The 23474-nt window shown below is 46.5% G+C and carries 22 protein-coding genes; 6 read left to right on the top strand and 16 right to left on the bottom strand.

Going from position 1 to position 23474, the window contains the following annotated elements; all coding sequences use genetic code 11:
* Positions 1-29: 29 nt before the first annotated feature.
* The 4 genes from BM124_RS08620 to BM124_RS08605 are packed head-to-tail and all read right to left on the bottom strand — an operon-like array spanning position 30 to position 2692.
* Positions 30-710, bottom strand: a complete 681-nt coding sequence (locus tag BM124_RS08620) for a hypothetical protein (protein ID WP_093336833.1) — start codon at positions 708-710, stop codon at positions 30-32.
* On the bottom strand, positions 707-1444 hold the full coding sequence (locus BM124_RS08615; RefSeq protein WP_139217098.1) for a hypothetical protein: 738 nt from the start codon (positions 1442-1444) through the stop codon (positions 707-709). Before BM124_RS08615 ends, BM124_RS08620 begins: the two co-directional genes overlap by 4 nt.
* Entirely contained in the window at positions 1422-2324 is a 903-nt protein-coding gene (locus tag BM124_RS08610) for an ATP-binding cassette domain-containing protein (protein ID WP_093336831.1), read from the bottom strand. Before BM124_RS08610 ends, BM124_RS08615 begins: the two co-directional genes overlap by 23 nt.
* Positions 2321-2692 (bottom strand): GntR family transcriptional regulator, encoded by a 372-nt coding sequence (locus BM124_RS08605; RefSeq protein WP_093336830.1) that lies wholly within the window; start codon positions 2690-2692, stop codon positions 2321-2323. Before BM124_RS08605 ends, BM124_RS08610 begins: the two co-directional genes overlap by 4 nt.
* Positions 2693-3216: 524 nt before the next feature.
* Between BM124_RS08605 and BM124_RS08600 the strand changes: the two genes are divergently transcribed.
* Positions 3217-3606: a DUF4181 domain-containing protein gene (locus BM124_RS08600; protein WP_139217097.1), complete on the top strand. Its 390-nt coding sequence runs from the start codon at positions 3217-3219 to the stop codon at positions 3604-3606.
* Between the two features lie 14 nt (positions 3607-3620).
* Here BM124_RS08600 and BM124_RS08595 read toward each other — a convergent pair whose 3' ends face one another.
* From BM124_RS08595 to BM124_RS08555, 9 genes are all read right to left on the bottom strand, one after another.
* Entirely contained in the window at positions 3621-3989 is a 369-nt protein-coding gene (locus BM124_RS08595; protein WP_093336829.1) for a hypothetical protein, read from the bottom strand.
* 20 nt (positions 3990-4009) lie between these two features.
* Complete coding sequence (locus BM124_RS08590) at positions 4010-4228, bottom strand: hypothetical protein (protein WP_093336827.1); 219 nt, start codon at positions 4226-4228, stop codon at positions 4010-4012.
* A 320-nt stretch (positions 4229-4548) separates the two neighbouring features.
* On the bottom strand, positions 4549-5571 hold the full coding sequence (locus BM124_RS08585; protein WP_093336825.1) for an alpha-amylase family protein: 1023 nt from the start codon (positions 5569-5571) through the stop codon (positions 4549-4551).
* A gap of 90 nt (positions 5572-5661) precedes the next feature.
* The gene (locus BM124_RS08580) at positions 5662-7542 is read right to left on the bottom strand and encodes a beta-N-acetylhexosaminidase (protein ID WP_093336823.1); all 1881 of its coding nucleotides are present in this window, start codon (positions 7540-7542) and stop codon (positions 5662-5664) included.
* The gene (locus BM124_RS08575; RefSeq protein WP_093336821.1) at positions 7539-8552 is read right to left on the bottom strand and encodes a Gfo/Idh/MocA family protein; all 1014 of its coding nucleotides are present in this window, start codon (positions 8550-8552) and stop codon (positions 7539-7541) included. Before BM124_RS08575 ends, BM124_RS08580 begins: the two co-directional genes overlap by 4 nt.
* Positions 8553-8582: 30 nt before the next feature.
* The gene (locus tag BM124_RS08570) at positions 8583-9347 is read right to left on the bottom strand and encodes a sugar phosphate isomerase/epimerase (RefSeq protein ID WP_093336819.1); all 765 of its coding nucleotides are present in this window, start codon (positions 9345-9347) and stop codon (positions 8583-8585) included.
* 21 nt (positions 9348-9368) lie between these two features.
* Entirely contained in the window at positions 9369-10199 is an 831-nt protein-coding gene (locus BM124_RS08565; protein WP_093336817.1) for a carbohydrate ABC transporter permease, read from the bottom strand.
* A gap of 29 nt (positions 10200-10228) precedes the next feature.
* Positions 10229-11182, bottom strand: a complete 954-nt coding sequence (locus BM124_RS08560) for a carbohydrate ABC transporter permease (RefSeq protein ID WP_212634950.1) — start codon at positions 11180-11182, stop codon at positions 10229-10231.
* Positions 11183-11215: 33 nt separating this feature from the next.
* Complete coding sequence (locus tag BM124_RS08555) at positions 11216-12565, bottom strand: ABC transporter substrate-binding protein (RefSeq protein WP_093336916.1); 1350 nt, start codon at positions 12563-12565, stop codon at positions 11216-11218.
* A 150-nt stretch (positions 12566-12715) separates the two neighbouring features.
* Here BM124_RS08555 and BM124_RS08550 point away from each other — a divergent pair, with 150 nt between their 5' ends.
* Together BM124_RS08550 and BM124_RS08545 are read left to right on the top strand one after the other, a co-directional pair.
* Complete coding sequence (locus tag BM124_RS08550; RefSeq protein ID WP_170841058.1) at positions 12716-14545, top strand: sensor histidine kinase; 1830 nt, start codon at positions 12716-12718, stop codon at positions 14543-14545.
* 1 nt (position 14546) lies between these two features.
* Positions 14547-15596, top strand: a complete 1050-nt coding sequence (locus BM124_RS08545; protein ID WP_170841057.1) for a response regulator transcription factor — start codon at positions 14547-14549, stop codon at positions 15594-15596.
* Positions 15597-15706: 110 nt separating this feature from the next.
* Here BM124_RS08545 and BM124_RS08540 read toward each other — a convergent pair whose 3' ends face one another.
* The 3 genes from BM124_RS08540 to BM124_RS08530 all read right to left on the bottom strand — a co-directional run bounded on the left by BM124_RS08540 (position 15707) and on the right by BM124_RS08530 (position 19961).
* Positions 15707-17740 (bottom strand): alginate lyase family protein, encoded by a 2034-nt coding sequence (locus BM124_RS08540; RefSeq protein WP_093336811.1) that lies wholly within the window; start codon positions 17738-17740, stop codon positions 15707-15709.
* A gap of 133 nt (positions 17741-17873) precedes the next feature.
* Positions 17874-18944 (bottom strand): dihydrodipicolinate synthase family protein, encoded by a 1071-nt coding sequence (locus BM124_RS08535; RefSeq protein ID WP_093336809.1) that lies wholly within the window; start codon positions 18942-18944, stop codon positions 17874-17876.
* Positions 18945-19961: an NAD-dependent epimerase/dehydratase family protein gene (locus BM124_RS08530; RefSeq protein ID WP_093336808.1), complete on the bottom strand. Its 1017-nt coding sequence runs from the start codon at positions 19959-19961 to the stop codon at positions 18945-18947.
* A gap of 241 nt (positions 19962-20202) precedes the next feature.
* Here BM124_RS08530 and BM124_RS08525 point away from each other — a divergent pair, with 241 nt between their 5' ends.
* The 3 genes from BM124_RS08525 (at position 20203) to sdaAA (ending at position 23194) form a co-directional block, all read left to right on the top strand.
* Positions 20203-21534, top strand: coding sequence for a helix-turn-helix domain-containing protein (locus BM124_RS08525; protein ID WP_093336806.1), 1332 nt, complete (start codon positions 20203-20205; stop codon positions 21532-21534).
* Between the two features lie 104 nt (positions 21535-21638).
* Positions 21639-22319 carry an L-serine ammonia-lyase, iron-sulfur-dependent subunit beta gene (sdaAB, locus tag BM124_RS08520; RefSeq protein ID WP_093336804.1) on the top strand — a complete coding sequence of 227 codons (681 nt, stop codon included), beginning with the start codon at positions 21639-21641 and terminating at the stop codon, positions 22317-22319.
* Entirely contained in the window at positions 22316-23194 is an 879-nt protein-coding gene (gene sdaAA / locus BM124_RS08515; protein WP_093336802.1) for an L-serine ammonia-lyase, iron-sulfur-dependent, subunit alpha, read from the top strand. The genes sdaAB and sdaAA overlap by 4 nt, the downstream gene beginning before the upstream one ends.
* The last annotated feature ends 280 nt before the right edge of the window (positions 23195-23474 follow it).

The raw sequence follows: 23474 nt of genomic DNA, 5'->3' as shown, positions 1-23474 counted from the left end.
ATACTCTGATACTATTTTCCATGCCTGCTTTATTCTGTGGTTGTGACCTGCTGTACGAATCCTTCGCCCTGCACGTCCAGCTCTTGGGGTACTTTCAGCAGCAGAGCACTGTAGCCGAGGTTCAGGTCCCCGTGCCCCAATCCATCGGACTCATCGAACGGCACCATAGGAAACGCTTTTTTAAAACCAGCGTAGGTTCGTTCATTATCTTCTCCTGAATTCGTACGAACAGATAGAATGTCTTTCTGCTGTTCGAGGACCGGCGCGTATCCGGTCTTCGCCTGCTCGCCGTTTACCGTAGACGGTGACTGGTAATAAGCGGCTGTCGGATGATCGTAGGCTCCTTTTACATAATAAATAGGCAGATCGCTTATTGCCGCATTTACAATCAGTTCCTCCTCGACCGATTCCATCTCCCACTCTCTCTGCAGGTAATCGTCATCGATGGCGTCCAGATTGCCGGTCTTGAACTGGTTCCGCAATGTCTCTGCCTCACTCTGCACATAGGAGGGGGTCAGGGTTTCTTTGGGCGACGCCGCCCCGGTTAAAAAGATACTGTAATGCATGGCGCTGACAAGAAGAACGAGCACGTAAGCTCCAAACACCCAGAATATTTTGCGGCCTGTCACCCATTTTTCCGACAGAATCCGCCTGCCCGTGAAAAAGGTCATCAGGATAAATATCAACAAAACGATGATTGCCAGTGTCATTGTCTCACCTCCAGACGTTTCGCAAACAGAAGACCGGCGCCGAAGACGAGTACCAGCATGCCTAATACTTTTACCGCAAACATCGGAAAGAATGACTCAAGGTAGAAAAAGGATCTGAATTGTTCTGCAATGTCTGCCCCCCGAAGGGACATTAAGCCGATCACAACAGCTGGAATCAGGAGCTTAAACGCACGGTGCCACTGGATGATGATACCGGCCAGATATCCTGCTGCAGTGGACAAAAGAACGTAACCTGCCGCGGCAGCCGCCCCCATAAGAAAAAGCCCCGGGCCGAACGCCGTGCTCAGAATCACGTTGTCATGAATGTAATAAGCAAGCACGCGGATAAGAAATCCGGATAAAGCCGCCGTGACACCGCCTGCTGCACTGACCGCACATAAAAACAGAATAGTCGCTACGTGGCTCGTAAACCGGTTCGTCACAAACAGAAAATCGTCTTCCCGGTACGCTTTCGTTGTAATATTAAGCGAACACAAAAATCCCCACAGCATCGTAAATACAATCACGAAATCCGACGAATACGTGTCCATCGTGACATCAAATCCCTCTTGAAACGTAGACGTTGTCACCGTACTGAAAATGGTGGACGACAGCAGTACAGCAAACAGCTGCAGCAGAAGCAGCGCACTCAGGATTTCCGTGAAAGCACGGCATTTGAATGTAAAAAGACGGCCGATCGCCGTCGTCCTGTTAACGGCGTTCGAGGACATCATCAATGCTCCTTTCTCCTTTGGATGTCAGATAAACGGCGGCCTGCACGGGAGGCACGGTAGAGAGCGTGATACCGTTTTGACTCATCTGCCGGCGTTCTGCCTCAGAAAAGTCATTTTCCACGACCACGTATTCCTCTACGGCTCCGGCCGATGCTGAATGCAGCACCTGATGCCGCTTCGTCCATTCCGTCAAAAGAGTCCGTTCCCCTGTCAGCCCGATCAGTTTCTCCCGCAGGTCATCCATCGAAACGTGCAGCTGGATGCGTCCCTCATCGATCAGGAGGACATCCTCCAGCAGTTCTTCCACTTCCTCCACATGGTGACTCGAAAGAATTATCGTGCGCGGATGAGCGATATATTCTTTCAGCAGTACCCGGTACATATCCGAACGCACCGCCGCGTCCATCCCTGTCATCGGTTCATCGAGCAGCGTGACCGGACAGCGCGCCGCCAGCCCGAAGATCATGTTGAACGTGCTTTTCTTTCCTTTTGACAGTTTTTTATGTATGTCTTTTTTATGCAGCCCAAAGTAATCAAACAGCGTTTCCGGAAGCGTCTCATCCCAGTTTTCATAAAACCGTTTCCCTTCCTGCAGCAGTTCGCCGAGCGACAGCGCCGCCGGCCAGTTCATCGACTCCTCTATGAAAATACTGTTCGCCGACACCTGCAGGTTATCAAACGATGGCTCTCCATCAACGTAGAGGCTTCCCGCACTCGGACGGATAAATCCGGCTGCCGTTTTCAGAAGCGTCGTTTTGCCTGCACCGTTGCGGCCGATTAACCCGGTGATCGTGTTTTCCAGCATCGAAAACGACACGTCATCGAGCGCTGTTTTTCTGCGGTAGGTTTTGGTCAGCTGCTCTGCCTGGATGACACTCATTGTTTCTTCCTCTCCTCTCTCACCATCTGCATCAGTTCCTCCTCCGGCACATCCAGCCGGTCCGCTTCCTGCACGAGATCCGAAATCATCTTTTTCAGCGTATGCGACCGGCGCTTCTCGATGACTTTCTCACGCGCCTCTTCGGCGACAAATTTGCCCATGCCGCGCCTATCGTACAGAATGCCTTCCTCCGCCAGCTTCGTCAGCCCCTTCGCCGCCGTCGCCGGATTGATTGTGAAGCGTTCCGCCAGTTTGTACTGCGAATACACGTGATCATGCGGCCGCAGCTGTTCTTTCAAAATCTCCGCTTCAATCCACTCGGCAATCTGTAAATAAATCGGTCTCGAATCGTCCGATGAAAAAATCACAGCCTCCCCTACTTTCTAAGTCAGTGCATTAGTCATGTAATGTAGTATATAATAAATGGAAAGAAACGTCAATCCTGTGTCTCTAACGGAAAAGATGAGGAACATTTTCGCAAAAAATAACACTTAATCTGCTTCTAACCCCCTCAATTCGGGCATTTGAACAAAAAAGTGACGCATAGAAATAATCTATACGTCACAATGCCATAATGTTTTGTCCAAAGTGCACTTTAGACAAAAAAAGAACCTTTTTACGGACATTTCCGCCGCAAAGTGTCTACTAATTTAATTTACCGGACAGCCTCCCCGGAAAAATGTCCGGTATTTTTACGTTACAGACATATTGATGCCCAGATTCCATGAAAATGTCTCTAATCCACATTTACCGGACATTTCACAAGTCAAAGTGTCCATAATTTCTGCCGGACCGTCAGCAACTCCTAATAGAAAAATATGTAATCCTGTGTTACCATGCGAATATCGATACTGTTTGCATTTTTCAAACAAATGAGGAGAAGGGTGTTATCATGTATCTCTGGCTGGAACTTATTCTGCTGCTGGGAGGATTTACTGCCCTGTTCGCTGTCGCTCCCCCTCTTGTCCGCTGGTGGATGAAAGCGGATAAACAGAAAAGGTTTTCTGATAACCATATTAACGAATTTCATAAGACAAGAGATTGGGCGCTTCGCATCACGGCGCTTGCTGCAGGGTTCATTCTTTTCCCGCTCCATTCCCTGGTGCTCGGGGTTATCATAGCCGTTTACACTATACTTAGTACCGGACTGCAGGCTTACGTGGAATGGAAATACACCGGGAATCCTTCCAACTACAAAGCCAGCCTCCTGCAGCTTATATGTTTTACCGCCGCCTTCGTTTTCGTCTTTGGCTGGATCAGCATGTCGCCGACGTTCGCTTAAGAAAGTCCCGCCGGTCATCCCCTTTTTGCCAGCATAGACCGGGTAAGATACCGGAACATCAGAACCCCGCCGGTAAACACACACGCGGTGACAGCAACCGTGAGATCACGGCCGAATGGCGCAAACCAGGAGGCGTCTTCTGCTATTTGAACATTACTCAGCAGCAGGGAGAGCCCCATGCTGACCATCAGACCGGAGATAAGCCAGCGTAGATCGACATACGACACGGCGGCTCCGGTAACAAGCAGGTAAATAAAAGCGCCCGGCATCAAAAACGCGGCCTCCTCCCCGGCGAGGTGCTGCGTGTATTCGTAAAAATGAAACAAAAACGCGCCAGGCACGCACATCAGCACAAACCCGGCTGCTGTAATAAACGTTTTCATGATGTATTATTCTCTCCTCTCTATAGCAGCAAAACCACCCACGGACTGAGAAGAAGAGCCAGACTGGCAATCCCCAGTTTCCAACTGAGCAGCGCCACAGCTGCAATCATGGAAAATACGCCGGTGATCAGCGTCAGTGTGATGGTTACGGCAAACCCGTAATCCTGAGGCCAGAACCACCATGATACCAGGCCGACCGCGAAAATCGTCCAGTAAACAGCATACGGAAACCACCGCATTTTTCTCCCTCCTCCTCGCCGCTCTTTTTCATCCATTTTAACATAATGGTCTTATTATTTATTTACAGTATGATGAACGATTGGCAGGATGTTGATAAAAGGTGGAAAAAGAGATTGAGATGAAAAAAATTATACGTTTCGTTATTGCGCTTAGTTTTATATTTTACTTATGTGTCATCCTCTTATGTAAGATGGTAACGTTATCATTCTATCAAAAGTTTACATTACAATTAAAGGAAAGGACAAGGCATCAACCCTGTCCACCTGCATCAATAATATAAGAGGGTGAAGCCTATATATTGTCCACCCTCTTCCGGATTCTAAGGCTTCATTGACCGATAACTCTGGTACTTGTGGATGGCCTGCCCCCCGTATCCAGGGTGGTCTGCATAGGCTGCATCTACGATTTCCAGGTTGTCGTTCATATAAGCTTCTCCTTCTTCAAAATAGGAAACCTTTTCATAATAAGGTTCCACGATGCCTTCTAAATTTTGTGTTTCGACTGCAATAACAGCAGTTTTTCCGTTTTCGTCTGCGTACTCCAGTTCATGTTCCGAATGATACATCTTGGAATCCTTTCCCTCCGCTGTATCGCGGTAGGCCATAATCGCAACCGTGTCTACGATGTCCATCGTATGATCCGATAATGGTTTGGTTACATTATTGTAATCGCTTACATATTCGTCCCCATCAAACCAAAATGGCATCGCGATCATAAAATCCATATGGTGATCTGCTGCAATTTTATCCAATTTATTCAGTCCATTTAAATAATCCTGGATGAGCTGGCTGCGCTCTTCTGTTTCCCATTCGTCCAGTAAATAAGGTTCAATGTCCAGTTGTATTCCGTCAAACTGCTCCTCTTCTTTTGAAAATTTATTATACTTGGCCACCTGAACTATACGTTTAATGGGCGTTTTATGGTTTTGCTTCTTGGCCCATTCGGATGCCCCATCCAATGCAATAACTTCGATATCATTTTCGTGAGCCAGTTTAATAAACTTTTGATATTGTTCTGGATGCAATTGCAGATAAGGGGTGCCTTCCTGGTTTCCAACACCAAATTTGGGATGCATATGGCGGTAAGGAAACGGTGGGACCTGTGGGACACCCTCCCGTACTCCAATATTGAGATAAATTACATTAATGCCTTTTTCCTTTGAAAATTCAACCAGGTCCTGACGCGCTTTTTCCGTGTTGATATCCTCATTCGGAAACCATGCCCACATCCCCTTGTCTTTGCCGGATGTCGTTTCCGCCAAACCCGGTGCCGGAACACTGCCAACCATCAGCGTTACAATCAACAGCCACGTGATCCATACCTTCCTTCTGCATTTCTCCATACTTTCCCCCTCTTTCTTTTTAGAATAAATACTTAAAATTAAGAAAATTTAAATATTTAATGTAACACCCCCTTTCAGAGCAGCGAATAATTAAAATACATTCGGGGTGACAATCTGCTTATATATGTTATTTCTAACATATCCGCTTTGCTTCCCGGAGGAATGCGGCAGCCGCGAGACTTCCAGTTCTTCCAGAGATGCCTCGTTTCCATTCAAGTATTCGGCCAATCTACGCTGCGTCGTATCAATTCTCGCCATTAAGCCGCCATATCGAATATCAAGCACTTCCCATCCAAATGGTTTATGGATTTTCATCCATTGTTCATAGTGCCGCTTTCTCAACGTTTCGATGCGTTGTTTCAATTCCGGCAGGATATCCTGTTCCATTTTTCGTAATTGGTCTTTCTCGTTTTTTTCATAATCATGCTTTATCTTTACACCAAGTTCAGCTTTCAAGCTGAGAACCGAACAGATCCGGGAGGGCACATCAAATAGAAAAGCCCATGGCCCTGCCTTTTTTTTCATATTTTCCAAGTCGGCTTCGAGATCCTCGTAAAAACGCGGAAGCCCCCTTTCCTCCACCTCTTTATCAAATAATCCCATCAAGGGGTCCTGCCACAACAGAAACTTCGAAGGATTATCCGGTTCGAGCTGTATTTCTTTCGCCGTTCCAGGAGGTTGATCCAATTCTCCTAACGTCATAAATGCCTCCATGTCAGCTCCTGTGCAGAAACGAAACCGGTCTTGCACCTTCTTTTGTTCCAATTCCCTGACGTACCCGTGTTCTGCCAGCAACTGTATTCCTGCGAGACTCGTAAATGGCTCGGTTTCCTGACCGTCATCCCCCCAGAGCGTGGCGAATACTTCGGCCACCCCTTCCTTCTTGCAGGCTGCCATTGCAGCATCCGTTGTTTGAAATGCTTTTTTATAATTTACAGCTATTCCATTCCACGTCCACAATCCTCCTGCAAACAGCGGCGGCCGTCCAAAGGCTTTATGCTTTTGCAGAAAGCTTCTATACACCTCTTCCGTTTCGTGATAGTAGTCCCAATATACAAATTGGACATCCTTTGGCATATTCTCTATAACGTCCTGTGGAACGCTTACATTTTCATCATAATAATGGCCTTTAACGGATGCCATTCTGAAATACATGTCGCTCCAGATCATCGGCTGCAGCCCTTTTTCCCTCGTTATCTTCAATACTTCATGCAAATGCTCATTCATGATTTGAAAGCTTGGTCTGGGTCCGTTCCTCTTATAATAGTTCCCCCGCCCCAAAAAATGGGCCTCATCCATGCCAAGATGAATACGGGATGTGCGGAATGCGGAGCTGACAGACTCTATCAGCTGTTCGATAAACGTATACGTTTCGCCGGAGCCGGCCAGCAGAATATCTTGGGTATCCCTCAAATTTGCCGCAGCATCCCAGCGCAGGAACGTCGCTAAGTGGGCCAGGGTCTGTATCGCCGGGACCACTTCCACCCCGAACCGGCAGGCATATTCATCCAGCTGCTTCAACTCTTCACGGCTGTATCTCCCGCGCATATAACCAAAATACGGCCGGTCTTTTACTTCATACGTATCTTCCATGTAAAGCATCAGCCTATTCAGGCCCATTATGGACATTAGACGGATCAGTTTTCTGACTTGCTCCGGTTTCATCACCGCATTCCGGGAACAGTCGAGCATGATGCCATTCGATTCAAACTGAGGATGTTCTTCTATCTGAAACGTGCTGCGCCTCTCAGCATGTTCTAAAAACAGGCCCAGTGCCCGGAAAAAGTGAATGTTCCGGCTGTAACGAATTTCGCCTTCTCCTTCTTTCAAAGACACGTGCAGACTACTTGTATCTTCTTGTTTCACCGTGACAGGAATGCCTTCCTTTGAGAGGGAAAAGTCAAACGTTTTCTCCCATTCTTCTATTCCTGATTGAAGACCTTGAATATCTCCTTTAATCCAACACTTCACGGCTGATCCTCTCTCCTTTCCGGCGGTAAGGAAACCATTTCCCCCTGCTCGTGGGATTTGTATCCCGCCTCCAGAACCTCGATAATCGATTTAGCATGCGGCCCGGACTTTTTTACCGTCCCCTCTCCTTTCACAGCTCGAACGAAATCCGTTAACTGCCTGACAAAGGGCGAAATTTCCTTGGTAGATGCAACCTTTTCATACACTCCGCTTTTGCTCACCCAAACGCCTTTTCCGATTTCGACTTTCATCATTCCATTTGTAAAAATCAGCTCTGTCACCTGTTTTGGGACGACCTCATATCCAGACAAAGAAATGGAAGCTGGAATCCCTTTTTCCGTGTGAATGAATAAAAGTCCGCTTCCCTCCACATCCACTGCCACTCCTGGCTCTTCCCCTTTATAAGTCATTGCTGCCATCACCCGGGACACTTTGGTATCAAGCAGCCACTGGATTTTATCAATACAATGAGCCCCCAGATTCATCACAATGCCTCCGCCAGCTTTGGACCATTCGAAAAACCAGCGCGGGCGCTCCCTGGTGAAATAAGGTAAATGCCGTGTTTCATTGATCATCACCAGCGAACCAAGCTCTCCTTGTTCCACGATTTGTTTTGCCGTTCTATTTTCCTGAAAATATTGCTGAATATGACCCACCATCAATTGAACGCGATTTTCCCTGACGGATTGTATAATTTCCCCACATTCCGCCGTGTTCAAAGCCATTGGTTTCTCCAGTAAAATGTGACACCCCTGCTCTGCTGAAAAAACAGCCGCTTCTTTGTGCAAATAATGAGGCAGGGTGATAATCACCATATCAGGCGTTTCCGTTTTAATCATGTCCCGATAATCGGTATAGCTCTTCGTGTTATACCTTTCCGCAAGTTTTTCCGCTTTTTGTTCATCGATATCAGCTGCTGCCAAAGCATGCAGTCCCTCCACCGCTTCGACGGCCTGTAAATGTTCTTCTGCAATGATTCCTGCTCCAATAACGCCGACAGTAACATCCATGTGTATCATCCCCTCCCCGCTTTCAGCCCTTCATGCATAATGATGAAGTAAAAAAGCAAGATCCTCGAGCGCATGTTGATACAGTTTCTCCGGGGTTTCCTCCACCGATGCGGTTCCTTCTGTGAATTCCAGCGATAAGGTTCCCTCAAAGCCTTCCTCTTTCATGATGCGGATTCGTTCTTTTACAAAGTCCGGCCGCTTTTTCAGCTGAAAGAACGTACCGCCGTCGAACAAACTGATATGAGCATGGGTCACGGCTGAACCCAGATGCTGCAGCCATAATCCGGGATCTGTATCTACGTGAAAAGGATGAATAATGGCTCCCAGTTGTTCCAATGCCAGCTCTCTGAAAACTTTTTCCGCCTCTGCCGGATCCTCCAGTATTGTACCAGGATGGCACTCACACAACAGTTCACAGTCCTGCGGCAACAAGCTTTTAAAGTGTAATACGTTTCGAATATACTCTTCTTTCCGAGCAACGGACGTGCCGAAATTGAATTTCACTCTTTTTACACGGAGTCTATTGATCATCGCCGCAGCAGCTTCCCACTCTTTCTCATGTCCATCTTCCAGACTAATATAGGAATTATAGATCTCAATCGGCAGAGGGGATTCGATCACCTGCCGGACTTGTGTTTCCGGTGCCTGCAGGGCATGGTTTTCCCATAATTCCACCCCATGAAAGCCATCTCTCTTAAAATCCCCGAGCCATTCACTCACAAGAATGGAAGAAGGCCTGCCGGGCGTCCAGCGGTTTTTCTCCAGCAAGACCGTATTTAAGAAAATTCCTGCCATCTGTTCTCCCTCCTTCTCCTATTATTTCAATCCAGAAGAACTTGCCCCTTTGATGAAGAATTTTTCGGTTAATAAAAAGACGATTAAAACAGGGATGAGCGACATTATTGCTGCGGCTACAAGGTATTGTTCTTTTCCAAACCATGCTCCTGACATCTGCAATACCCCAATAGGAAGCGTGTATTTTTCAGAGGAAGACAAATAAATAACCGGAGCCATAATTTCATTCCATTTTGTCATGAAAGTGAAAATAGTGAGAGTGGCTAATTGCGGCTTACACATAGGGAGAAAAACTCTCCAGTATGTTTGAAATGGAGTGCACCCATCCAACGTGGCTGCTTCCTCATACGCCTTCGGTATTCCCAAAAACGCCTGCCGCATGAGAAAAACGCCAAAAGGCTGGGCCAGCCATTCCAATATCCATAAGGGCACCAGTGTATCCAGAAATCCGAGATAGCGAAAGATAATAAACTGCGGAATAATCATGACAACCGGAGGAATCATTAATGTTCCAAGTACCATGAAAAATAACATATTCTTAAAAGGGAACTCCAGACGCGCAAAAGCGTAGGCCACCATGGAACAGGACAGGATCGCTCCCAGCACGGACATCACGGTGACAATCAGGCTGTTCCATCCGTACAGGGCAAAATCCGTCATCTGCCAGACGTCCGCATAGTTTTCCCAGCGGAACGGATCAGGGATCCATTCCACCGGCACAGCAGTGTACTGGGCGTATGTCTTTAACGAATTCAACGTTGCTGTAATGAAAGGGGTAAACATAATCAGGGAACTTAGAATAATGATGATATAGCCGATCTTTTTTTTGTTTTTATGAAAATTCTTCTTCATGAAAAGCACCCCCTGTGTAACATAGCCACCTATTTTTCATAATGCACCCATTTCTTCTGCAGTTTGACCTGAATCATCGTGATGACAAATAAGATGAGAAACAAGACCCAGGCAATCGCGGAAGCATATCCCATTTTCAAGAATGAAAACCCCTGCTGAAATAAATACAGCATTAAGACCATACTTGCATTGTCCGGTCCTCCCGCACTTGCAATATCGCCGCCGTTTCCTGTCATTACATAAACTTGTTCAAACGCCTGAAAGGTTGTAATGGTACTGAGGACGAGTACAAGAAATGTTGTTCCTGAAATCAAGGGAATGGTGACATGCCTGAATTTCTTCAACACCCCGGCTCCTTCAATTTCAGCGGATTCATAAAGGTCTTCAGGTACATTCTGCAACCCTGCCAAATAAATGACCATCATGTAGCCGACGCCTTTCCATACCGCAACGGCAACCAAAACCGGAATAACCTGCTGCTCATCATTTAACCACTGCTGCGGCTGCAGGCCTATCTTTACCAATAGATCGTTTGCCAGGCCGAAACGCGGGTTGAAAATAGCATCCGCAACATACAACACCACGGTCCAGGAAGAAATAACGGGAATAAAGTGCGCAATTCGGAATAACTTCAATCCCTTTAAACTTTGATTTAAGGCCACCGCCAAAATTAACGCCAATATCGTCTGAGTCGGGACGAATAAAACGGTAAAATAGATGGTATTTTTTAAAGACTGCCAAAAAACAGGGTCCTGAATCAATTTGTTGTAGTTTTCCAGTCCTACCCATTCTGGAGGATTTAACATGTCATAACTTGAAAAACTAAAATACAAAGAGGCAAGCAGCGTGAATAAAATAAAAATGATAAAATGAAGAAGGTAAGGGGTAACCATCAGGAGACCCCATTTCCCTTCATGACTTAATGCGGGCCCTTTCTTCTTCGTTTTTCTCCTGGTTTTTATCGTTTCTGTATTCACAAGCATCACACTTTCTATCTTGATCTTATGAATCTAGGATCAATCTTCATAAAAATCGTCCAGGACCTGCTGCACATCTTTATCCGCACTCTCTAATGCTTCCTTTTCCTCCACTTCGCCAAGAAACGTTTTATTCAGATTATCCGTCATTTCATTCACCCATTCCGACCAGACAGCGTTTACATCCAATGTATCGGCAAATTCGAAACTGTCCAGAAAGGCCTGCTTGTTCTCCGGCTTATCCCCGGAGTTTAAAAACATATCTGAGTTTGCTACCGACTTTTTGACCGGCACTGCCTCCCCTAATTCCGCCCACTGTCTTTGTACATCATCTTCGGACACCCAGTATTCAATCCATTCCCAGGCGGCCTCTGCTTTTGCATCGGACGTGTCCTCGTTAATGATCCAAGAGTTGGCAATAACCGGAGAGAACCGCTCTCCATCCGGCCCTTTTGGCAGAACCGTTACGTCATAATTAACTCCCGTTTCATTCGCAGCAAGCGTTCTCGCGTAAATTCCGATCCGCATGGCGGCCGTCTCACTTGGAAACGGTGACATCGGACTTTGAAAAGCCTGTAAATCGGATGGATCGGTAAAGATGCCGCGTTCCATGCCGTCCGTGATATATTCAAGCGCTTTCAGATTTTCCGGCGTATCAATATCAGCAGTCTGCAGATCTTCATCAAGCACCCCGCCGCCGTAAGACTTCAACACCGGCATCCAGCCTTCTGTAATGTTGAAAAACGTCAGCCCGTATTGATTGATGTTATCGGCACTAAACTCTGCGTTTTCCGCTGTATTTCCATTCATATCTATCGTCAGCTGCTCCCCGGCTTCTTTCAGATCCTCCCAGGTCCAGCTGTCATCCGGATATTCTACCCCTGCTTTGTCAAACATATCTTTGTTATAAAAGAGTGCTCCAATTTGAATACCTTGCGGAACGGCCCAATACTTTCCTTCCGGGCCCTGATTAAATTCCAGCCCGTAATATTGGTCTGTCTGCAAATCGTTTTGGACCCACTCTGTTAAATCTTTAGCTGCGCCCCGCTCGGCGTACTTTTGTACAAACACACCGTCCGACAGCCAGATATCCGGCGCGTTGCCTCCCGCGATCTGGGTATCCAGCTTCTGAAAAAACTGTTGATAGGGTGAATTTTGTGTTTCAATGGTGATGTCAGGATGCTCTTCTTCGAATTGGGAAATAATATCTTTCATTTTTTCATCGGCACTGCCTGAAGAATAATACCCTAGTGTAATTGTTTCTGTATCCCCTTCAGATCCGGAGTCCGAACCCGCTTCTTCCTGATTTTCAGATGTACCGGAACATCCTGCTAATACAAGGACAATCATTCCAGTCATCAGTATGAACAACCTGGAAACATGTTTCATCGTCAATCATTTCTCCCCCTTTTTGTAATTCTATATCTTTTATCTTAAAGCCAAGTGTGGAAAGAAAAAATGAATATTTATTTGAAAATTTGTGTTTTTTTAAATAGACTGAAATTAATTGTTTGCATTTTATGGAAGGGGGGCGTCCCAATGTCTTTCAGCATAGGATCCATTAACTTTAAACTGATTTTTGTCATCCTTGTTTTTGTTTGTATTCCGCTCTTGATATTTGGACAGATCTGGTATGACAAAACGACAGCCTCCATCGAAAACAACGCGGTCCGGTACAGCCAGGATCTTTTAAAACAAACCAATGAATACCTGGACTTTTATATGAACGATTTGGAACAGGCAAGTGTCCCCCTTCTTTCCAAACCTCAGGTACAAAAGTATCTGGATCTGAAGGAGGAAAAGTCCAGCCGGTATGAACGTTTCATCATCTCCAAGCGGATCCAGGAAGACGCATTCGCAGGGATTCTCGATGGACGTTCTGAAATCTTCGGCATCTCCATGATTAATAAGCAGGGCATGCAGGTTCATAATTACATTAAAGCAGACGGGTATCTCAATATGGGGCAGATCAGGGATAGAAACAGGAAACTCTGGAGTGAGGTAAATACACTCGAAGCTTATCAAGTGCTGGATGTCACTGTCATTCAGGAAACCCCGGTGCTTACCATCGTACGGAAAGTATTTAATGAAAACACGTATGACACCTCAGGGTTGTTGATCATCAACCTCCGTCTCGATAAAATTGCGGATATTGTTAACGAAGTGACGTCCAGCCATTTCAACGATGTGTGGATTGTGAATGATCAGGATAAAACCATTTATCACCCCAACGAGAAGGAGTTGGGAAAGACATTCTCCTATGCACATAAATCTGCTTATCACGAGAGCAACTTTTTCATTAATCGCAATGAAAGCCTGAACACTCTGCGGGTCTACGACCATTCGACCCAGACGAATTGGACGATGGTCGCAAGCGTCCCTTTAGGAAGCATTATAGATTCCCTGATTACCCTGCGGAGTTCTACGATGTGGATCGGCTTATTATTAATCGGGGCAGCCCTGTTGTTTGTCGGAGGTTTTTCCTTTTTTCTAACGCATTCATTGACCAATCTCCAAAAGCTGATGAAAAAAGTGGAGTCAGGCAACTTTGCGATTGAAAGGAGAAAACCCCTGCCGTTTTACCGGGATGACGAAGTTTCCGACCTTTACGACAGTTTTTATCAAATGACAGAGAAACTAAGACACCTCATTCAGGAAGTGAAGCATTCCAAAGTCGTAGAAAAAGAGCTGGAGCTTAAAAACAGAGAATCGGAGTTTCAGGCAATGCAGTCGCAGATCAACCCGCATTTTCTTTACAACACCCTCGAAATCATCAACTCCCACGCCATCATAGAAAACCAGCCCATGATCAGCAAAATGACGACATCGCTGGCGGATATGTTCCGGTACAACGTGAGTAATTCAAAGAAAATCGTGACCTTATCCGAAGAACTGCGGCAGATTCAATCGTACCTGGAGATACAGGAAGAAAGATTTGATGATCTGGCCGTGAGCATCCAATGCGAGGAAGAAACCGCCGGACGCGTTCTAATGCCGAGGCTCACCTTACAGCCGGTTATTGAAAATTCCTTTGTCCATGGGTATGAAGAACATGAGTTAAATCCTGAATTTATTGGTATCTACGGAGAACATGAATCTCATTTTTATAAGCTTTCGATTGTCGACCGGGGGAAGGGGATGCCTTCAGAAACAAAGAATGAATTAAATGATGCATTTTATTATAACCACGACCTGTCCGATGGAAATAAAACGACAAAACGAATCGGACTGATCAACGTCCACAAACGTTTACATGGCAATTTCGGTCCTCCGTACCGTTTAACGGTCACGCAGTCGGATGAAAAGGGAACCACTGTGGAAATCATTTTACCCTATGCCGGTCATGTCCAAAGTGAAAAGGAGGAATAATATGTTTACAGCCATAACGGTAGATGATGAAAAGATGATAAAAACCAGTATTTCCGTTCTCCTGCATTCAAATGAAACTGGGTTTAAGATCGTCGGAGAAGCAAAAGACGGCCTCGAAGCCCTGCAGTTAAATGAACAGCTTACCCCGGACCTTATTATTACAGATATCCGCATGCCCAAATTAAACGGGTTAAAGTTTATCGAAAAAGTAAAAGAAACCAATGCCTGTTCTAAATTTTTAATCATTTCCGGATATGACGAATTTGAATACGCCCAGACCGCTATCCGCTACGGCGTTGTCGATTTTCTATTGAAACCGCTGAAGCCCGATCAATTTCTTTCCTCCCTGGCAAAAGTCCACCAACAGCTCGAAGCCGATCAGTCCGCTTCGAAAGAACGATTCGAATGGCTGCCGCTGCTCCGTTCCTCTGCCGAAGACCTGGTACAGAACCTATGGCTGCTCGAAGAAGAACAGGTGTTCCAACTGGTGCATGACCTGCACAGCCAATTAACAGAAAAACAGGGCGATCCGAGCGTACTCCAAAACATGTATTTGGATCTTATCGTTTACATGAAAGGGGAGCTGGAAAGAAAGAAAAGGGAACTGGCAGAAATCGAGGCGTTCGATGGCGGGATTCCGGATGACACGAAAAAAATGAAAGAAACGTTAGACGGCATCTGCAGGGCGGTGATGGCCCATATCAAAAACACGAGAAATATCGGCCGCCGTCCCAAAATTTTATCCGCCTTGGAATATATCGAAACCAATTATTCCGAAGAAACCCTATCGCTTCAGGAAGCAGCGGAAACCGTTGATATGTCCGCCGCCTATTTCAGCATAGAATTTAAAGCGGAAATGGGAATCAGCTTTATCCAGTACCTTACAAAACGGAGGATCGAACAGGCGAAAAAACTGCTGCAGGACCCTTCCTGCAAAACGTATGAAATCGCCCACTCGATCGGCTACAAGGACTATCCCCATTTCACCAAGACGTTCAAAAAACATGTCGGCCTCACCCCCTCTGAGTACCGCAAACGCGTCGGATCGTAGCAGGCAGAGCTGCCGGGAACAGTATCTGTCAGAAGAAAGCCCAGGCGGATATTTATTTCTTTATCTAAGAGTATGGGTCTTGATTTCATATTGAAATCAAGACCCATTCCCTAGACTTTCACGACCCACGTCTGTTCCTGATCCCCTTGTCTTTTCAGGAGCAGCACGTCTCCTGTCATCTGCGAACCGGAACATTGAAAGCTGAACGGTCCCTGGTGAGAAAACACAATAACTTCTGCTTCATCTCCGCCTCTTGTCACTTCTATCGCTGTAGCTTCGTTTTCAGACTGCTTTCGATTCCGGGAGTCGAACGTTTCGATTGTGTTAATAGAAAAGTCAGGGGATTCGTTTTGTTTATAAGGCACCAAAGCCGTTACAAATTTGGTAAACCCTTTTCCTTTTTGCTTCATAGTGAGTTTTCTCGAAGGTGCCTTTTGATTATAATGTTTTGAAATCCAGCATGCCTGCTCTTCCACTGTGACGGCCTCTTCCAATGGAATGATATTTAAAGCCGCCTCTTTGTCGGCCCGTGCATTTACGGCTGAAGATGCTGCTTCCAATGCGATGTGTTCGTCAAAATGAAAATGTTGTTGGAATTCATGCTCCGCCTGGGAGTAAAAGGTATCGACGATAATCCAGTAGTGAGGTTTTACGAATAAAATCTGCCGGAGTACATCCACAGGATCTTCCAACCGCCGGTAGCCATTGTGCCCGGCCTGCACATAATCAAACGCCTGGCTGGTGTTCCAATACACGTTCGTTGGCTGTGCTGCATCTCCCCAGCTCCAGGAATTTTCATAGACCGATATACTAAAGTCATCCACACTGGTCGTGTTATGCTGAAATGATTCTTTGAAATACCGTCTCTCCGGCGTTTCCATATACGTGTACCGGCCCGTATCTATCAGAAAATCCGTGCCAAATACCGTCAAATCGAAATGAAGAAAATCATCATGACCGTGGGCACGGATAATATCCATGTGCCCCCCGTCAAACAGCAGATAATGAGCATCATCAGACCAGTCCGTTCTCATCACGGAATAGCCGGACTGACTCAGATGAGTGGAACAAAAAGCTGGTTCCATGTTTGTCAGTTCTTGATAGTTTCTCATGCCGTCTTCTCCGAAATACCAAATCCCTTCATAATCAAGCACGGAATAGCCACGGCTCTTCAAATCGCCTCTTTGGTACAGAACAGCTCCTTGCGTCAAGACATCCCGTATGTCTGTATGATCACTGTCGCTGATCATCGGCTGGCGGCCGTCCGGCTTCACCCAGGACAAGGATGCCGTAAACATAGTATTCAACGTATCCCTCACTTTTTTGGGAAGGGGATGTTGATGAATGTCAGCCAGCAGTACCGGTTCAAACAGGCAATGAAGTACTTCATGATGGTACATGGGACTTTGTTCATTATGCATGCCATCCTCAAACACCTGCAGTTCACACATGGTCTCGAGCCGCTCTTCAGCCAATCGCAGCCACTGGGGAGCTCCCTCTATTTCAGGAAACAGCAAAGCGATTTGAAATAAGCCATTGGTTTCGAGAAACCCCCAGTTACTCTGCCTGTCATGGGGCGTATAAGCAATGCTCAAATAAAGGCCGTGAAGCTCCAGGGCACGGACGAACGCCTCCTGTTCCGCCTCCCCCCACTGTTTTGATTCCTGAATACAAAAGAAGCCTTTTATCCAATTCGTGATACGGATGCCGCTGTCGAGCTTTCTCCACGTGTCTTTCACATTATATTGTCTTGATCTGCTTTGATGGATTTCTTCTTCCGTAACCGGATTTTGCCGGATCCAATCGTTCATGAGCCGGATGAAAGAAGCCGCAAACCGTTCCTCTCCGGTCAGCCAGTAAGCCTGCCCCAGTTCCGCCATAAACCTGGCACGATTCAGGTTCACCGTCCACTCAAAGTCCCCGTGGAAACGAAACGTCCAATCGATACCATTTTTAAACGTATACGGCTCTTCGCATCGTTCCATATCCCAGCGGTGCGTGAATACAAAGGTATTTTCACAGGCAAGGGCTGCTCGTTCTATTACTTCTTCCACTTCGTGCGGCCAGTATCGTGTACAGTTTTCCCGAATGAAATCCCTATCGCCTGGGGAATAGAAAAATCGCACTTTTTCCCTGTTTTTCATAAGCTGCCCCCTTCTTTTCAAATTCTTATCATTTCCCGTGTTCCTGCATTCCGTTTTTTCTGACTGTGTCCACCACCACCGCTGGTGATTACCGGTTCCGCTTTGTTAAGTGCGCAATACAATAGGAGCATCGTTACCCCAGCCATTTGGCCAGGTTTTCCTGGACAAAATCATCATCATGCAGGTGGGGGTAATCATGATAGATGCGGTCGATTTCTTCGCTTTGTCCGGGAGACAGAGTATTTTCCGGATTCAGGCACCAGGTTCCTTCCAGAAGTCCCTGCCTTCGCAAGATCTCGTGAATTCCTGGAATGCACCCCTTGAACTGGTTGGCCGCATCAAAAAATGCAGCATTGGCTTCTGTCACTTCGATATTCCGCTGGATTAACCCGGCTGGGATGACCTCTTCCTCTTCTTTTACCGCTCTCTTTATTTCATGAAAATAGTCCACCGCTTTTTTTGTCCAGCAGGACCAGTGTCCAAGAAGCCCGCCTGCCATCCGTTTCGTCACGAGTTCACCATCCACTTGAAACTGCCACGTTGTAAATAAATCGGCAACGATATTATCGTCATTCCCGGTATACAAAGCGATATCGTCCCGCCGGGGAGAATGACAGACAGCTCTAACGACATCGATCGTTTTATACCGATTAAACGGAGCAATTTTGATAGCGATGACATTAGGAATTCGGGCAAATTTTTCCCAAAAAGAATAGCTGAAGTACCGCCCTCCTGCAGCCGGCTGCAAATAAAACCCAAACACCGGCATGATAGCAGCCACCTGTTCTGTCCGCTTTAACAGATCCGTTTCGGAATAATCCACTAAGCCTCCCATGCTTAATAATCCAATATCATAGCCTAACTCAACGGCCAAGCGGGCTTCCTGCTCTGCCTGCTCCGTGGGACCGCATATGCCGGCCACTTTTATTATGGGAGAAGATACTTCGGCTCTATCCACTTCTTCCGCCGCCATTCGGAGCACTGGTTCAAAGAGGTTGATACCGGAATCCCTGATTTCAAATTGGGTAGAATGGACACCGACCGCAACGCCTCCCGCTCCTGCTGCTATATAATATCTGGTTAAGGCACGCTGCCTTGCTTCATTCAGCTGATACGAGGCATTCAGCGCCAGCGGATGAGCGGGGATGACGATCCCTTCATGCAAAGCCTTCTTTTTTTCTTGTCCTAATTCCTGTGCAGTCACTTAAAACGCCCCATTTCTTACTTGAAAGTGGGTCGGCTGGTCCCATGTTTCGGCGTCGGCGTCAAGCCATTCCGCCGTCCAGTCAATCATATCCCGCAGCGTGACGCTTGGATAGCCGAATAATTGATGCATTTTCGACGCATTTCGGATAAAGGAACTGTCCTGTTCCTCCCCTTCAAAAATAGGAGCGGTATCGAACTTTTCCGCAAATTGGTTCGCCGCCCAGCGGACAGAAAGAACTTCCGGTCCATTTACATTTAATGGTACAGCCGGAGAATCTGCCATCAACAGCGAACGAATCGCAATGTCATTGGCATCTCCCTGCCAAATGCAGTTCGTAAATCCCATGTTTACATTGATTGGTTTTTGCTCTTTTACGGCTTTCGCTATTTCCATCAGAACCCCGTAGCGCATATCTATCGCATACGTCAGCCGAAAAAGGACCATCGGGATGTTGTATTTATGGGAGAAATGTTCAAAAACGCGTTCTCTTCCGAGGCAGGACTGCGCGTATTCCCCGACAGGAGCCACGGGATCATCTTCTGTGACGCCCATCTGTTTGACAGGGATAAATGGATAAATATTGCCTGTCGAAAAAACAACCATCCGTGAATTTTTAAATTTCTCCGATACCCTTCCCGGCAGATAGGAGTTCATCACCCACGTGAAATGTTCGTTTCCAGTGGTACCGAATTTTTTCCCAGCCATAAAAATGACATTTTTTACTTCCGGCAGGTGCTGAAGCTGGTCATCATCCAACAAATCGGCGGCGATGGTATGGACTCCATAGGCTTCTAATTCTTCCTGCAACGTTCCCGAGGAAAACCGGGAGACGCTATACACTCTTTTGTCCAGCCCGGCTGCATCGATGGCTTTTTTCGCTGTTTTAGCCAGACTCGGCCCCATTTTCCCTCCTGCTCCTAAAATGATGAAATCCCCGTCCAGCTGGCGAACCGCATCAACTAAAACATTAGAAGGGTGTGTTAATTTGTACTCAAGCTCCGCGGCAGTTTTCATGTCATTCTCCTTTCTTCCAGAGATACTCCTGCAATAGTTGTCTTAATATTTCGAATTTTATTCTTGGTTCATAATGCAGGCCTCTCCCTGATAATTTCTTCAATACGTTCATACTACAACACCCTTTTTAAAAAAGACAACGTCTATAATATGTCTTTAAAGTACCGTCAAAAGATATGCCTGCGCCGCGAAGTGTGTTTATAATAAATATATAATCTGCCGCGAATGGGAGGAGAAACCTATGTCTCTTCATCACCACCCTTCTCAGGAAAGTGTATCTATCGGTGTGATCGGCCCGGAAGCGATTCTTGAACATGTACAGGCTGCGTTAAGTTATTTCCCGTCGTTCACTCCTTATTTAAAACCTTGTGATAATGAGGAGGAAGCGGTAGAACCGGCCGCTGCATTAGGAAGTCAGGTCGAAATTCTGCTCTTTTCCGACTATTACACGTATCATCAAACCAATAACAAAACAGACCTTGATGCCTCCGCCCATTTTATTCCATTGAGTACAGGGATTTACCGTTCGTTGTCCCGTGTAAAGAACGCATACGGCCTGCAGAACCTTTCCATTGACATGATCTCCAAAGAATACGTGGAGGAAAGTATGTATGACCTGGAACATACAACGTTTACTATTTATGACTTTCACGGGGTTTCCTCTACTTCCCCGTGGGATATAGCGGCGTTTCATAAACATTTATTCGACCAGGGTGTCACGTCGGCGGCATTAACGAGTATTAAGTCCGTGGCCGGGTATTTAACGAGTTGGAACATCCCGAGCGAATGGGTCATTCCCACCCACCAGGATATTATGATCGCATTGGAGCGGGCCCTGCTGGCTACGGAAACGAGGCGGAATAAAGAATCTCAAATTGTGGTCGGACTGATAAAAGCAGATTACCTCAATGCTTTCACAGATTACGGACCACTGGAGCATGAGGCCCAGAAACTAAAATTAGAAATTCAGCGGATGCTGCTTGATTATGTTAAACAACTAGACGGACATTTGATTGATGTAGGCGAAGAGTATTTGTTCTTTACTACCCGCGGAGTTTTTGAACGGGAAACAAGAGGTTATAAGTTTATGCCTCTTTTGAAAGATATCCAGACAGCCGCTGGTATATCGTTAAGCATCGGCATTGGTTTTGGAAGATCAGCCACCAATGCCGGGACAAACGCCCGGCTGGCACTGGGACAATCTCAGGAGCTTGGCGGAAATACTTGTTTCATCGTCCGTGAAGATAAAAGTGTCATAGGACCAGTAGAAATGACGCATCCTATCGTGTATGACTTAACGATTAAAAACGCCGAACTAATAGAAAAAGCACGCTCCGCCGGCATGTCTGCCGTTTACATGAACAAACTGCTGGCACAGGTCGACCGCCTCGGAAAAACTGATTATACCGCCCATGAACTGGCCGGCGTATTAGGAATCACCTTGAGAAGTGTGCACCGGATTTTAGTAAAATGGATGGATGCCGGCCTCATCGAAATCATCGGAGAAGAAAAAGCTGCGTCAAAAGGAAGACCAAGACAAATATACCGGATTTCTATTCTTTCCCAGAACTAACGCTGCCGCAACAATAAAATGTTTACTCCATGATTTAAAGACATTTAAGAGACTTGTCGGTACAGGGAATGAAACATACAATAATACGTAAGTGAGGTGAAGGCATGAAATTTAAAGACGTGTTCTCTATCATTGGTCCTGCGATGGTTGGTCCGTCCAGTTCTCATACCGCCGGGGCCGTACGTCTGGGAAGAATAGCCGGACAATTATTAGGGGAGCTTCCGGAAAAAGCAGACATTACGTTTTACGGTTCGTTTGCAGAAACGTATCAAGGACATGGAACAGATATTGCGATAGCCGGCGGTCTTCTTCATTACGATACCGATGACGAAAGAATTCCAAATTCACTGAATATTGCTAAAAACAAAGGCATAAACATGACCTTTTCCAATGAGACAGGGTCTCGTCTGCATCCCAACACAGCACGTCTCTGTTTAAGCTCCGCCAGCCGGCACCTGAACGTCACAGGGTCATCGATCGGCGGCGGAAATGTGCAGATTGTAAATATAAACGGGTTTGACGTTTCCTTTACAGGGCTGTACCCAACCTTAGTGATTACGTATCGGGACCGGCCGGGAATGGTCGCTGAAATAAGCGGGCTGTTGTGGGATAAACAGGTCAATATCAGCCACATGGAAGTCGATCGGAAAGGACGCAGCGGCGAAGCCATGATGGTAATGGAAATAGATAATCATCTCCCGGAAGAGGTAATTTCTAAAATTGGCCGCATTTCAGGGACAGAAAGCGTGCGAAAGATGGATATAACGAAGGAGGTCCTCTCATGAGATTTCAAACCATTGAAGAATTGGTAACGCTGGGGGAGCAGGAAAATAAATCGATCGCCGAACTAATGATAGAAGAGCAATCTGCTGAAACGGGCCGCAGTAAGACGGAAGAGTTTTCCCAAATGAAAGACCTTTACGGCGTGATGAAAGACGCCGTCCACAAAGGCTTGACCGAGGATACCACCTCCAAAAACGGCTTAACCGGAAAAGATGCGCAGCGCGTCATGCATTACACCGATTCTCATGACCCCGTTGCCGGCGAACATTCTGCCAGAGCAATGACGTATGCCCTCGCCGTTTCCGAAATAAATGCCTCTATGGGAAAGATTGTGGCCACCCCGACCGCAGGATCGTGCGGCGTCATTCCAGGAGTATTCGTCAGCGCCCAGGAAAGACATCAATGGCCGGACGAGAAAATGGTTCACGGACTTTTTTGTGCCGGAGCATTAGGATATGTGATAGCCAACAACTCCTTTGTTTCCGGGGCAGAAGGCGGTTGTCAGGCTGAAATTGGTTCCGCCGTCGGCATGGCTTCCGGCGCCATCGCTGAATTAAATGGCGCCTCTCCCAGAGAAGTGTCCCACGCCGTCGGGATGTCCCTCAAAAATATGCTCGGCCTGGTATGCGATCCCGTTGCAGGGCTGGTCGAAGTTCCCTGTATTGTAAGAAACGGGTTTGGCGCCGTCACCGCCTTAACCGCCGCCGATATGGCACGGGCTGGAATGAAAAGTGTAATCCCTGCCGATGAAGTCGTTAAAACGATGTTTGATATCGGAAATGCGATGTCCTCCGATTACAAGGAAACAGCAAGAGGCGGCCTCGCCCAGACTCCAACAGGAAAAGCGATTATGGAAAATATTTTTGAAAGAGGGTAGGTTTTCTTCCAACGCACCAAATAAACCTCCTCTATTATTCAGTCGATGAAGCAAATATAAAACAATACGCTGAATGAGGAAGTTCAGCTGCGAAAGGGAAAAAGAAGAGTCTGGGACAAAAGAAAATTATCATGGTGAAAAAACGAATGTTCCGATTCCCGAATGAAATGTCTTAAGTATAGCGTAGTCAAAACGCGTAGACTCCATTGGGGAATGAGGTGCTCCCTTCAAACACATTGCCGCTTCCCGTATCAAATTCCGCGCCAAAACCGTCGGCATT

This window comes from Salibacterium halotolerans (assembly GCF_900115625.1).
Taxonomy (GTDB): Bacteria; Bacillota; Bacilli; order Bacillales; family Marinococcaceae; genus Salibacterium; species Salibacterium halotolerans.
Note: the sequence above shows the minus strand (reverse complement) of the source record. Positions and strands in the feature narration are given on the sequence as shown.

Bases quoted from the DNA above. Each gene is read 5' to 3' on its own strand.
- BM124_RS08595 (WP_093336829.1), bottom strand. From the start codon at position 3,989: ATGAAAACGTTTATTACAGCAGCCGGGTTTGTGCTGATGTGCGTGCCT.
- BM124_RS08590 (WP_093336827.1), bottom strand. From the start codon at position 4,228: ATGCGGTGGTTTCCGTATGCTGTTTACTGGACGATTTTCGCGGTCGGC.
- BM124_RS08575 (WP_093336821.1), bottom strand. From the start codon at position 8,552: ATGGATGTTACTGTCGGCGTTATTGGAGCAGGAATCATTGCAGAAGAA.
- BM124_RS08570 (WP_093336819.1), bottom strand. From the start codon at position 9,347: ATGGCAGGAATTTTCTTAAATACGGTCTTGCTGGAGAAAAACCGCTGG.
- sdaAA (WP_093336802.1), top strand. From the start codon at position 22,316: ATGAGATTTCAAACCATTGAAGAATTGGTAACGCTGGGGGAGCAGGAA.
- sdaAB (WP_093336804.1), top strand. From the start codon at position 21,639: ATGAAATTTAAAGACGTGTTCTCTATCATTGGTCCTGCGATGGTTGGT.
- BM124_RS08610 (WP_093336831.1), bottom strand. From the start codon at position 2,324: ATGAGTGTCATCCAGGCAGAGCAGCTGACCAAAACCTACCGCAGAAAA.
- BM124_RS08560 (WP_212634950.1), bottom strand. From the start codon at position 11,182: ATGCTTGTGAATACAGAAACGATAAAAACCAGGAGAAAAACGAAGAAG.
- BM124_RS08555 (WP_093336916.1), bottom strand. From the start codon at position 12,565: ATGAAACATGTTTCCAGGTTGTTCATACTGATGACTGGAATGATTGTC.
- BM124_RS08585 (WP_093336825.1), bottom strand. From the start codon at position 5,571: ATGGAGAAATGCAGAAGGAAGGTATGGATCACGTGGCTGTTGATTGTA.
- BM124_RS08550 (WP_170841058.1), top strand. From the start codon at position 12,716: ATGTCTTTCAGCATAGGATCCATTAACTTTAAACTGATTTTTGTCATC.
- BM124_RS08530 (WP_093336808.1), bottom strand. From the start codon at position 19,961: ATGAAAACTGCCGCGGAGCTTGAGTACAAATTAACACACCCTTCTAAT.
- BM124_RS08615 (WP_139217098.1), bottom strand. From the start codon at position 1,444: ATGATGTCCTCGAACGCCGTTAACAGGACGACGGCGATCGGCCGTCTT.
- BM124_RS08525 (WP_093336806.1), top strand. From the start codon at position 20,203: ATGTCTCTTCATCACCACCCTTCTCAGGAAAGTGTATCTATCGGTGTG.
- BM124_RS08540 (WP_093336811.1), bottom strand. From the start codon at position 17,740: ATGAAAAACAGGGAAAAAGTGCGATTTTTCTATTCCCCAGGCGATAGG.
- BM124_RS08620 (WP_093336833.1), bottom strand. From the start codon at position 710: ATGACACTGGCAATCATCGTTTTGTTGATATTTATCCTGATGACCTTT.
- BM124_RS08565 (WP_093336817.1), bottom strand. From the start codon at position 10,199: ATGAAGAAGAATTTTCATAAAAACAAAAAAAAGATCGGCTATATCATC.
- BM124_RS08545 (WP_170841057.1), top strand. From the start codon at position 14,547: ATGTTTACAGCCATAACGGTAGATGATGAAAAGATGATAAAAACCAGT.
- BM124_RS08600 (WP_139217097.1), top strand. From the start codon at position 3,217: ATGTATCTCTGGCTGGAACTTATTCTGCTGCTGGGAGGATTTACTGCC.